This is a genomic window from Pseudopedobacter beijingensis (assembly GCF_042678145.1).
In the GTDB taxonomy this organism is placed as follows: domain Bacteria; phylum Bacteroidota; class Bacteroidia; order Sphingobacteriales; family Sphingobacteriaceae; genus Pseudopedobacter; species Pseudopedobacter beijingensis.
The window spans coordinates 54885-67884 of record NZ_JBHUDG010000017.1; the positions used below are offsets into that span (position 1 = coordinate 54885).

The 13000-nt window shown below is 36.6% G+C and carries 9 protein-coding genes; all 9 read left to right on the forward strand.

All coding sequences use genetic code 11. The features are described from left to right. The first annotated feature begins 31 nt into the window (after window positions 1–31). The 9 genes from ACFSAH_RS11340 (at window position 32) to ACFSAH_RS11380 (ending at window position 12994) form a co-directional block, all read left to right on the forward strand. On the forward strand, window positions 32–1210 hold the full coding sequence (locus tag ACFSAH_RS11340; protein WP_379662853.1) for a DUF5689 domain-containing protein: 1179 nt from the start codon (window positions 32–34) through the stop codon (window positions 1208–1210). Between the two features lie 119 nt (window positions 1211–1329). After that, window positions 1330–3090 (forward strand): phospholipase D-like domain-containing protein, encoded by a 1761-nt coding sequence (locus ACFSAH_RS11345; protein ID WP_379662854.1) that lies wholly within the window; start codon window positions 1330–1332, stop codon window positions 3088–3090. 106 nt (window positions 3091–3196) lie between these two features. Beyond that, complete coding sequence (locus tag ACFSAH_RS11350; RefSeq protein ID WP_379662855.1) at window positions 3197–3784, forward strand: hypothetical protein; 588 nt, start codon at window positions 3197–3199, stop codon at window positions 3782–3784. Window positions 3785–3815: 31 nt separating this feature from the next. Further along, window positions 3816–4703: an endonuclease/exonuclease/phosphatase family protein gene (locus ACFSAH_RS11355; protein ID WP_379662856.1), complete on the forward strand. Its 888-nt coding sequence runs from the start codon at window positions 3816–3818 to the stop codon at window positions 4701–4703. A 303-nt stretch (window positions 4704–5006) separates the two neighbouring features. After that, window positions 5007–5591 carry an RNA polymerase sigma factor gene (locus ACFSAH_RS11360; protein ID WP_379662857.1) on the forward strand — a complete coding sequence of 195 codons (585 nt, stop codon included), beginning with the start codon at window positions 5007–5009 and terminating at the stop codon, window positions 5589–5591. Window positions 5592–5790: 199 nt separating this feature from the next. Further along, window positions 5791–7029, forward strand: coding sequence for a FecR family protein (locus ACFSAH_RS11365; protein ID WP_379662858.1), 1239 nt, complete (start codon window positions 5791–5793; stop codon window positions 7027–7029). Window positions 7030–7228: 199 nt separating this feature from the next. Next, window positions 7229–10534 (forward strand): TonB-dependent receptor, encoded by a 3306-nt coding sequence (locus tag ACFSAH_RS11370; protein WP_379662859.1) that lies wholly within the window; start codon window positions 7229–7231, stop codon window positions 10532–10534. A 30-nt stretch (window positions 10535–10564) separates the two neighbouring features. Then, window positions 10565–12022 carry a RagB/SusD family nutrient uptake outer membrane protein gene (locus tag ACFSAH_RS11375; RefSeq protein WP_379662860.1) on the forward strand — a complete coding sequence of 486 codons (1458 nt, stop codon included), beginning with the start codon at window positions 10565–10567 and terminating at the stop codon, window positions 12020–12022. Window positions 12023–12124: 102 nt separating this feature from the next. Next, on the forward strand, window positions 12125–12994 hold the full coding sequence (locus tag ACFSAH_RS11380; RefSeq protein ID WP_379662861.1) for an endonuclease/exonuclease/phosphatase family protein: 870 nt from the start codon (window positions 12125–12127) through the stop codon (window positions 12992–12994). Window positions 12995–13000 lie beyond the last annotated feature (6 nt).

A 13000-nucleotide genomic window follows, 5' to 3' on the forward strand; every position in this document is an offset into this window, starting at 1 on the left:
AACAGCTCGTTTATCTGAAAAGATTATGAATATGAAGACACAAAAGAGTATTTATATAATGTTAGCCGGATTGTTGTTTTTCATCGGCTGTGAGAAAGATGTGTATCATTCTGATCCACTTTCTCTTAAAAACATCAAAACATTGTACAAAGATGAAGATCTGGTTTTACCGGAAAGCAGAATTGGTGGTGTTGTTATTACCGATATTGAAAATGGAAATCACGTTCCGGGATACATTATTGTGCAAAGTGGCGAACATGGAATGGCACTGGAACTGAGCAATGCCAATGATTTTAAACTTGGAGATTCTGTAGTGGCTAATGTTAGCGGTAAATTGCTTACCCGTTACAACGGACTGCTACAAGTTAGAGGTGTAGAGCCTGCAAACGTTAGAAAAGTTACCACAGGTAAGAATGTGAGGCCTAGAGCAGTGGGAGTGGCTAATTTGTATAATAACCGGGATAAATATGAAAATACCCTGGTGAAGGTTTTAGGAGATATAACTCCGCAACCTAATGCAGGAGAAACTTTTTCAGGTAATAAAAAAATGGAAGAGTTAAGTTTCGAAGTTTCTTTATTTACTTCTACCCAGTCTTCTTTTGCAGGAGAGCTTTTGCCTAATAACGCTTCTTTTCAAGGGGTGGCACTAGGAGTACAAAATAATGGTGTTGAAATAAGGATGAGAAGTATAGAAGATGTAGAAAATGCAAGTGGCAGGGTTTACCCAGGTTTTCCGGAGAGCTTTGAGAAGACGGTAGGTTATACCGCTGGTGATTTTTTTGTGGATCTCCCTTCAGGAAAATGGAAGTTTAACAATGCAGGTCTAAGAAATGAATATACAGATAGGGTAGTAAGTGGTACCCATGCTATAAGGTTTAACCTGAATAATACAACTTCTTGTTATGCCCAAATGGAAAATGATGTGCCTGATGGAGCTTCTAAAGTAACCGTTTATTACGGGCAATGGGGCGGTGATCCCGGATCTACCTGGCGTTTAGAATATTCGACAGATCAGGGAGCTACCTGGAAACAAATGGGAGAGCATGTAACAGATGCGAGTCCGGTGCCTAAGCTAAAAACCTATATGATGGATATTCGTGTACCGGTTCGTTTCAGAATTAATAAACTCGGGTTAGGAACCAGTACCGCAACCATTAGCAACGGAAGGTTAAATATTGATGATTTTGCTATCTATCAGCCTTATCAATAAGAAGGAGATATTCAGAAGCAAGCTTCAAATTTGGTAAAATAACCATAGATGCACAGGTATTTTCTAAGCTTAATTTCTGTGAGGTCTAAGGATAATAAACAAAGACAAAAATAATAAAGATGAAAAAGAATATATATTTCATGTTCTTATTGTTCGGAGCAATAAGTTTCATGGTTTCATCATGTAAAAAAATACATCATTCCATAGATGAAGACCTGAATTATAATGACACCCCTCCTGTTTTGGTAGATACAACATTAATTCCTGTAGATATTACACTGCCGGAGGTGCGTTTTACCCAAAAGGAATTTTATAGTTCTTATTTAGAATCAAACATGATTTTAAGCGGATTAATATCACTAATTGATGCAACAGATCAGGGGGCTAGCATTCATATGTCTATCTATCAAATTAATCAGGATGATGTTTTAGAAGCCTTGAAAAGAGCGGATTCAAGAGGTGTAAATCTTAGAATACTGATTGATATGAGCCGTCTGGAAAGTCAACGTATTAATCCTAAAGCATTGAATTTTTTAAGAAGCTCAAACTTAAAGAACGCTGAGATTTTGGACACAAACAATGATGTTGTTGATGGTGCTATTAATGAAAATAGATTTGTACTGTTTAGTGAGATTGAAACCGTTTCAGGTAAGCAGCAGTATGTCGTATTTCAGACTTCGCAGAGTTTTACAGATGCTGATTCCAGATATGCACAGGATGCAGTAATCTTGTCGGACCAGTCACTGTATGAAGCTTATATCACTTATTGGAACGAGCTTAAAGTTAGAGCTACCGGAGGAATGACATCTTATAATTACTTTTCTGAAATCCTAAATTCAGGAAACATAGAAGCTCATTTTTTACCCTACAGAAATAACGGTGCTGGAATTAATGGAGACCTTATTCTTGATTTCTTAAACAGGGTAAGTAATTCTGCAACGGCAGAAATAAGAATAGGTATGGCTTATTGGGATAATACCCGGATAGCCATTTTGGACAAGTTAATTTCATTGGCAGAACAAGGAGCAAAGGTAGAGTTGGTCGTGAAAAGCAATCTTTCTGCACCTTTATCAAGATTTGAAGAATTGGAATCTAAAGGAGGGTTTATCCGGATGATTAATGTTAATGATAATACGAGACAGTTGACCAATATGGAGAGTCGTTTTACATTGATTAATGGAACTTTTGATGGAAATCCACAATCAAAAATTGTTATCACAGGAACGCATTCTTTTACCGGTAATTCTTTAAAGAACAGTAACGGAGCTATAGTCTTGTTGAAAGATGAAAGTATTTATGATAGATATCTTTCTTATTTTGATGATTTAAAAGCCTTACCAGAGTTTCGTTCAGGTGGACCTATATATCCTGGATTCCCAGAAACCTTTGAACCTGTAAATTCAGGTGATAGCAATACATTCTATGCAGATAAATTATTAACGCTTTCTACCGGGAACTGGAAAATTAATCAGAGTGGTTTAAGAAATGAAAGTGTGGATAAGGTAGTGAGTGGGACGCATGCATGGCGTAGTAATTTTAATGTAAATTACTCGATATACCTGGCTATGGATTTTGATGTACCTAACGGAGCGTCTAAAGTTTCTTTCTATTATGGAACCTGGGGAAATCAGTCCGGTTCATCTTTAGTAGGAACTCCATCTACTTTCCAACTGGAGTATTCTACCAATCAGGGAACTACATGGACTGCCATTGGAAATCCGGTAACGGAGGCGGCATGGGTGCCTAAATTGCTGACTTATGATGTGGATATTCAGGGAGCTGTGAGATTTAGGATCCATCGTAAAGGGCAAGCTGCAAATGGTACCGGAAATGGACGGTTAAATATAGATGATTTTTCTGTTTACCAGCGGGCTCAATAATCAAAGAAAATATTTTAGAAAACTATTCATCATTTCAGATTTCAAATCTGAAATGATGAAATTTTGAATATTAGACTTAAATAGCGTTATACAACATTTTTAGAATATGGATAATAGATATAATAGATATAATAGGATATTAGCCCTGTTTTTTGTAGTAATGACAGGTGCTTTTGTAAGCAAGGCGCAGGATAAACTATACCCACAATATCCGGAGAGTTTTGAGACCGGTAATAAAATGAATTATCGGATAGATGATATTGATTTGCCTACCGGACGATGGAGACTGGATAATGCAGTTATACAAAATCAGAAATATGATGGAGCGGTATCAGGAGAATATGCCGTACGTATGATATTTAACAATACAGCTTCTGCTTATTTACAAATGATGTACGATTTACCCAAGGGTGCTTCTAAAGTGGAGTTTTGGTATAAAGGCTTTGCTTTGGATAAGCCATGCATGTTCCAGTTAGAATACTCTACAAATAAAGGAAAGAAATGGCAACCCATAGGAGATTTGATTGTAGCAACCGATAAGCAAAAATATACAAAGGCAGAGATTGATATGGATATTGATGGCCGGGTAAGGTTCAGGATTAACAAAATTGGTTTGGGAGACGGAGCTAAAAATCCTGAAATTTCAAATGGTCGTTTAAACATAGATGATTTTGCCGTTTATTACAAAGAATAATATAACTATATTAAGCCTAATCATATAAAAAATGAAAAGAGTTTTATACTTTATGATTGCAGCTATAAGCTTGCAATCCTGTAAAAAAAATGAAGACGAGGAGGAGAAAAAATGGCATTCTCCCTTAAAAATAGCGAGCTATAATATCCAGTATGATAATACAGTTCAGGCACCTGCAAGTGAGTGGAACAATAGAAAAGATTTGTTTAAACAAATGGTAGAAAAGTATGATTTTGATATTATTGGAGCTCAGGAACCTTATTTGAGTCAATTGAATGATATTAAAAGCATGTTGCCCGGCTACGATTATATAGGGATAAGCATTAATGGGGAAACAACGGCTCTTAAAAAGCATTATACACCTATAATCTATAAAAAAGATAAGATTGAAATATTGGATTGGGGAACATTCTGGTTTTCGTCATCAAGTTCACAACCAGGTAGTATAGGTTGGGATGCGCAATCTCCCAGAATATGTACCCGGGCGTTAATTAAGGATAAAACTACCGGTAAAATATTTAATTTTTTTAATGTTCATTTAGATCATATAGGTACTATAGCCAGAGATATGAGTGTACAAATGTTATTATCGCTTGTACCTGTTGCATCAGCCAAATATCCCAGTATTGTAACGGGTGATTTTAATCTTAACCAGAATAGTGCGAATTATAACAGAATAGTGAGTTCAGGTGTCTTGAGGGATAGTTATAAGATGGCACAGGAAAATATTAATGCTGATTATGGTACTTTTAATGATTATGTATTCAATCAAAATCTGGGAACTCGTATAGATCATATTTTCTTATCTACGGGTTTACCCCTAAAAGTGAAAAAACATCATATTATTACTGATGATTTTAATGGTAAATATCCATCAGATCATTATCCGGTAATGATTGAGCTACAGTTACCCAAGTAGCTATCTATTAAAAAGTCTTGTAAAAGGGAGGTGAAGAGAAGTATTTCTTTTACCTCCCTTTTTTGTTTGTTCCATATTTTTAGATCTAACATCATTGTTACATGGATAAATGCAAGAACCATTTTTTTAACATAAAGGTAACTTTTGGTTTTTATTTATGTAATATTATCGGCCCTATTTTGCATTAACGTATAATGAACGTTTTTTGTGAAATGGTATTATTTTTATAATTTAGTTCAGGGTCTATGGGAATTGTGTTATTCAGAGTCCCGATAACCATCATAGATCTTAAATCAATTATATATGTTTTCGGATAAATCTGACAAAGCTAGTTTACTGAAAAATTTTCGTGATGGAGATGAGAAGGCCTTTAGGGTATTTTATGACCAGTACCATCGTAAAGTTTATCGGTTTGCCTATTCTTTTCTGAAAGAAAAAGAACAGAGTCAGGAAGTATTACAGGAAACATTTATAAATCTTTGGGTTAACCGAGAAAAAATAGATATCAATAAGCCTATAGAACCTTATTTGTTCGTAATCTGTAAGCGATTGGTGTTGGATGCTTTTCGAAAAGCAACAAGTACAGATGCTTTACGAGAAGGTCTTATGCGTAAAATATCAGGAGTAGATAATGGAACCGAAGAAAAAATTATTTATACCGATATTATGCATTATGCAGAGACCGCTATATCTAAATTACCTAAACAACAACAGCTGGTGTTCAGGCTTAGCCGGTTTGAAGGGCTTTCTTTTGATGAAATAGCCGAAAGGTTAAGTTTGTCCAGAAATACCGTTAAAAACCATTTGGTTGTTGCTTTAAAAACCTTGAGAACTCAATTAGAGAATCAGCAAGTACTTTATGTGTTTATCTTGTTTTTAATGAGCTAACTTTTTCTTTCTGTATTATACATTTACATGCGTGAGTATTAGGTCAGGTTCGCTATGTTGTTAGCTTTATAAGTGGTTTTTATGTGAATTAAATTATCTGTAAATCAGTATTTTATGTTTTTTGTCTAAAAAAGATGAAGATCAACTAGTCCTTTTTATCCCTCCACACGTAATCTATATATAACCGTATATAATACACTTGGCACAAGAAACTAATATATCGAAAGAACATTTACAGTATCTTCTTGATGCGTTGACAGGAAATACCATTAGTAGGGGTGAATTGGAGGAGCTTACTGGTTATCTTCATAGCCTGAAAAATGAAAACTTACTGGATGCTTCATTAGAGCAGGTGTGGGCTAATATTTCGAATGGAACGGATCATGAGGAAATCAACAGTAATCTGTTGTATGAGAATATTATCTCAGATTCACGTTTTAGAAAATCTGATCATCAACCGCAAAAAGTATCGGTATTGTGGACTTCCAGGATATTACGTTATGCGGCCTCATTGATTTTATTGAGTAGTTTGGGAATATGGTTTTTTCTGAATAAAGACAAACAGAAAACAACAGAGCCTGAAGAAATTGTTACTAGCCTCAAACAGGATACTATTGCACCAAATCAGCATGCGGTGCTGTTAACTTTAGCTGATGGTTCACGAATAGTGTTAGGAAAAGATTCTGATGGAACTTTAGCGCTACAAGGTGATTCGCGTATTGAGCAGGAAGAGGGACAGATAGCTTATAAAGATATAGGTTTGGGGATTTTGGGAGTAAAGCCTTTGATAAATACGGTTACAACACCTAAAGGAAGTGATTTTAAAATTGTATTACCGGATGGCACTAAAGTTTGGCTTAATACCCTGTCCACTATAAGTTACCCTGTTGTATTTGATGGAAAAGAAAGAAAAGTAAAAATAATTGGTGAAGCTTATTTTGAAGTAGCCAGGAATCCTTATCAGCCTTTTATTGTTGAAGCAAACGGAACGGAAGTACGGGTGCTGGGAACGCATTTTAATGTAAGTGCTTATTCAGAAGAAAATACGGTGAAGACTACATTAATAGAAGGAGCGGTAAAAGTAACCAATAAAGGACAAGCTGCTTTGCTAAAACCAGGAGAGCAATCTATAGCCTCTTTATCTAAAAGTAATATAGAAGTTAATAACATAGATGTAGAGGAAGCTCTGGCGTGGAAAAACGGATACTTTTTGTTTAATAATGAAAATATAAAAACAGTTATGAAAAGCATAGCCCGGTGGTATGATATTACTGTTGAGTATGAGGGGAATGTGGGACAAAAAACGTTTGGCGGTACAATAGAAAGATTTGCTACTATAGAGCAGCTACTTAAAAGTATGGAAATGACCGGAGCAATACATTTTAAAATCTTACCATCTGAACCAGGAAAAGAAAGGAGGGTGGTGGTGATGCCATAAGTATAGAGCGTATGAAGTGGAGTAATGAAAACAGGAGCGCTGCAACGCCCCTGGATATTCTAGTACTCGTACTAAAAAAGGTTTCAAATTAATCTTACAGAATCAATCAATTTAGAAAAACCTATATCAAATGTATAAAAAAAATATTGCACTTGTTAAAAAGTGCCCTCCCTCTTTTTTGTCAAAATTTTTATTAATCATGAAGCTCTCGATAATCATACTGCTAGCTACGCTTATGCAGGTCAATGCAGCAGCTCAGAAAATTAATCTGAAACGAGAAAATACCTCATTAGAAGATGTTTTTAAACTCATTAGAAAGCAAAGTGGGTATAATATCTTTTATAACTCGGATATGCTGCGGGGTACAGGCGTTATTTCTGTAAACTTTGTTAATGCTTCTTTAGAGGATGTATTAAATAAGTGTCTGGAAGGTAAAAGTCTCAGTTTTAGGATTGTAGATAAGAATATTATTATCTCAAAAAAAAATGAGAATTCGGCTAATCAACAGGTTAAAGAAATTACTATTACTGGTAAAGTTACTGATGATAAAAGTATTCCACTGGCGGGAGTTAGCGTAAGGATAAAAAATAGTGCAACGGGAACAGTAACCGATCCCTCTGGAAACTATAGAATAAAAGTGCCCGATGCCAATACTGTTTTGGTCTTCAGTTTTTTGGGATTTGCTCCTCAGGATAGAATAGTAGGAAATAATACGAATATCAACATAGCGCTGAAGGAGCAAAATCAAGGATTGAGTGAAGTAGTTGTTGTAGGCTATGGAGAGGTTAATAAAAGAGATCTTACCGGAGCGGTGGCTTCTGTAAATATGAAAGATATAGAGAAAATACCGGTAGCCAGAGTAGATCAGATGCTACAAGGTAGGATTGCCGGTGTCGATTTAGTCTCTACAGGAGGTGAGCCTGGGGCGGGAACTACAGTCCGAATTCGTGGAACAAGATCTATCAATGCCGATAATGAACCGTTGTACGTCATAGATGGAATTATAGACGCTGGAGATTTGAGTGATATTAACCCCTCTGATATAGAATCTATTCAGGTTTTAAAAGATGCTTCGTCAACAGCAATTTATGGATCAAGAGGAGCTAATGGTGTAGTTATCATTACTACTAAAAAAGGTTTACCGGGCAAAGATGTTTTTAGGTATAACGCTGATATGGGGTTTGCCGAACTACCTCGTTACCTGGATATGATGAACGCTACCGAATACGCCCAATTAGTAAATGAGAATTATTATGTAGGTAATCCAAATGGCATAAATCCTCCTTATCCTGATCCGGAAGCATTAGGAGAGGGAACCAATTGGACTAAAGAAGTTACCCAACGAGCAGCTTATCAGAATCACACATTATCTGCATCGGGAGGAAACACCGGATTGCGCTACTACTTTTCTGGTAATTATGCCAATCAACAGGGAATTATTAAAGCCTCAGGATTTGAACGCTATCAAGGTAGGTTAAATCTGGATAAAAACTTCTCATCAAAACTAAAAGGGGGATTAAAAATTAATTACTCCAATACAGCTACTGATAATAACAAAGTAGATATAGGTTCAAATACGGGATGGTGGAACTCTACACTTGCTTTGCCACCAGTCATGAACATTTTTGATACAAACGGTAGCTTCGAAGCCTGGAATCCGGGTTGGTATGCAGGTGGTGTTATCAATAGTCCTGTAGCTTTAGTAGAGAGTGTAAAAGATATTACTTATCGCAAAGTTTTATGGAGTAATATGTTTCTTGAGTATGAAATTCTAAAAAACCTGAAGCTAAAAACATCTTTTAGTAACACCGTTTCTAATTTAAATATTAATAGATACCAGCCCAGTACCTTACCTCGTCGCGATTTTCTAGAGCAGGGTGGATATGCTTATAAATATGGGAACAGATACAATAGTATATTAAGCGAAACCACATTAAGTTATGCTAAAAGCTGGAAAAATAATCACAGGTTAAGTTTATTGGGTGGTTGGACTGCGCAGAAAAAAACATTTGAAAGCCAAACCCAAAGTGGCAGCGGTTATATGCTGGATGAATTGCAGGAAAATAATATGCAGGGAACAGCAACTTCAAAAACATTTGTATACTCAGATCTTTGGCAATCTACCATGTTGTCGGTACTTGGCCGCATTAACTACGATTATAGAAAAAAATACTACCTTACTTTTACAGGTCGTACCGATGGAGCCTCTAACTTTTCGGCAAACCATAAATGGGCCTTCTTCCCTTCAGGTGCTTTTAAATGGGTTTTACTGGAAGAAGATTGGATGAAACCATTAAAGCGTGTACTTAGTGAAGCATCGTTACGTTTAAGCTACGGTATATCGGGTAATCAAGCTATACCTGCTTATGGTTCGTTGGCGAAATTAAATGCCAGTAACAATGGGTATTTACTAGATGGAGCAATACCTTTGGCATATAATCCTGCCAATATTGCTAATGATAATTTAAGTTGGGAAACTTCTCAACAATGGAATGCGGGTTTTGATTTTAAGCTGGCAAACAACAAATTGTCTATCACTTTAGATGCCTATAATACCATTACCAAAAACTTGTTACTTAATGTACAGTTACCGCACCAAGTGGGGTACGCCTCACGGTTAGTAAATTTAGGAGAAACCCAAAACACCGGATTGGAGCTTTTGATTAATTCGGTAAATATCCAAAACCTTTCAGGTTTTAAATGGAGCAGTTATTTAACTTTTTCAACTAATAAAAACCAGGTGCTTAACCTAGGTCCAATGACCCGGGTAACTACAGAGGCTAATTATGCCGCTCCGCAATACTATATGTATGCCTATGAAGTAGGACGTCCTATATCTGGTATATATGGAGTGAAGTATGCAGGTACATGGAAATCACAACAGGAAATTAACGATTTGAGGGGACAATATGTTTCTATGGAATCCTTTTACTCACCCGGACGTCAACGTTATATTGATACCAATGGCGATGGTGTATTAAGTGAAGCTGATGAAGTATATCTTGGCCAAAGTGATCCGAAGATATATGGAGGGTTGGGTAATACTTTTACCTGGAAAGGCTTTGATTTTGATGTTTTTGTACAATACTCATGGGGTGCAAAAATGTACAATCCTTTAGAATTTAAACAGGGAACAGGTTATGTAGGCCCTAATCAGTTCAGGTATATGATAAACAGATGGAATGCGGTAACTAATCCGGATTCGGATATACCAAGGGTAAACTCGCAGGATTATGTAGCTACCGACCGTTTTGTACACGATGCTTCATACTTGCGTTTGGCTACCGTACGTTTAGGCTACAATTTTAGCAAAAAAGATATGCCTATTAAAGCTCTGCAAAACATGAGCTGTTATTTAACAGGAAACAACCTGCTATTGCTGACTAAATATAATGGTTATGATCCTGATGTTAGCAGTAATTCATCATCAACAGTACGCCGTAAAGATGATGGAGCTTATCCTAAAAACAGAACGATAGCCCTAAGTGTAGCACTGAAATTTTAAATCAATCCAAATTTTAATACAGAAACAAACATGATAAAGTTATTTAAAACCGTAATATGTCTGGCATTTTTGACCGTAATGGGTTCCTGTTCTAATTTTTTGGACGAAAACATTAGGAATAGTGCCACTCCCTCCAGTTTTTATAATACTGTAGAGCAAAGCCAAACAGCAGTAAATGGTATATATTCCGTACTGTATGATCTGTTTACAGATATTAACTTCTTTATATCGGCAGAAGGAGCAACCGACTTAATGATAACCAACAGCACGGCATTGCTTACGGGGACTTTTGGTTACTCGGCATCTACTCCAATTGCCGGACAAAATATATGGCAAAGCTCCTATAAAGGGATTATGTACGCCAATAATGCTATAGAGGGTATTAATAACAGCTCTTTAACCAGTACAGAAAAGAAGCCGTTATTAGCGGAAGCTATATTTTTGCGCAGTCTTTATTATTATTTTCTTACCTCTACTTTTAATGATGTACCCTACTGGGAAGAAGCGGTGACTACGGAAGAAGCTGTTCAGCGCGTACAATCGCTTCCACGTACCGATGCTACTTTTATACGCAACAAACTTATAAACGATTTAGAAATATATGCTCCTTTTTTAGTAACCACAAGCAGAGGAAGAGGTACCAAGGGAGCTGCCTATGCTTTGATGGCGCGTATAGCCTTGTTCAACAAAAACTGGGAAAAAGTAGAATGGGCAACAGAACAGGTAATCAATAGCGGTACTTATGCTTTATTGGCTGATTATGCAACAGCAAGCAGCACCAAAAACGGTAAAGAGTCTGTTTTCGAAATACAGTTTACTTATTCGCCAACAGGTACACAGCGATCTAATATTATTGCGATGTACTGTATGCCTACTCCTAAAAATGACACCTATTACGATGGTGTAAACATGGGAAGCAATACGGCTAATACCTATGGTACTATTTTACCTACAAGAAGGCTTATTTCATACTATGCCGTTAATGATAAGCGAAGAAACATAGTACTGGGGTATTCCTATAATGGGCAGGAGTTTAACCGCTACATCAATAAACAATTGCCCTGGCTTGGTCCAAAATTCTGGGATTTTAATGCTGTTAATGTGGCCAGTGGAAAAAACCTGATGTTTATACGTTATTCGGATGTATTATTAATGATGGCTGAGGCGCTGGTTGAGCAGGACAAACTGGACGACGCCAAATATTATTGGGACTTGGTTCGTACGCGGGCAGGTTTAAGTGGTATTCCTGTTACCACTCAGGAAATAATGCGCGAAGAACTGCATAAAGAACGAGGTAGAGAACTTGTGGGTGAATATACACGCAGGTGGGATATTGTGCGCTGGGGAAGTTTTTATCAGGACATTAAATCGGTAGCGTTGGATTATCCTATAGCGGCAAACAACGTACAGCCCTACAATTTGTATTATCCTATTCCATCTTTAGAGATAGCTAAAAATCCGGAGTTGACACAAAATCCAGGGTATTAGTAAAGAAGGTGGAAAGTAAAGAGTTAAAAGTTTGGCACTTGATCATCTACAGCAGATCTGCTAACAAATAACGATTAACGAACAATGACTAACAAACTAATAATGAAACAAAAAATATATCTCGTGGCTTTATTACTCCTTGTATTTTCAGGTAGTGGGGTAATGGCTCAGAAGACTACAGGAGGTGGAGAACTTAAGGTGATGACCTACAATGTACTGAAGGGGTTTAGTGGAGCACAATCGCTTAAAGATAAATTTGTAACATGGATTTCAAAAGATGTTCCTGATATTATAGTCTACGAAGAGCTTTCAAGATTTAATGATGGAATGCTGAGTGACCTTTGCAAGGAATTTGGACACCGTTATACCGCATTCTTTGATACTAAAAGCGGTTTTCCTGTTGGTATCTCCTCAAAATATCCTATTAACAATATCCAACGGATTAAAGAAGATTTCCATCATGGTGTGATGATGGCAAAAGTGCTTGATTATAATATTGTAGTACTGCATTTATCTCCTTTCAGTTGGGAAAAACGTTATGACGAAATAGGCAAGATTGTACAAAGGCTACAAACATTACCAGCTGGCGAAAAAACATTGGTTATGGGAGATTTTAATGCCCGGTCGCCTTTAGATAGTATGGTTTATAATGCTAATCCTGAAGTACTGGAACGAGCGGTAAAAGCCAAAAGCAAAAACATAAATAATGAAGGTAAATATGACTATACCGTAATAGAGCAAATGTCCAAGGCGGGTTTTATAGATTGTCTTAAGCAGCTAAATTCCGCTTTTGAATACACTTGTCCAACCCCTCTTTATGCCAGTGCAAGTATAGATGGTCGCTCAAGAATAGATTATATCTGGGCAAGTCCGGCTTTAAAATCCCAACTAAAAAAATGTGAAGTCAGCCGTAATTGGTACACCGATTTCCTTTCAGACCATTATCCTGTATTACTTACTCTAACTCATTAAAATCAC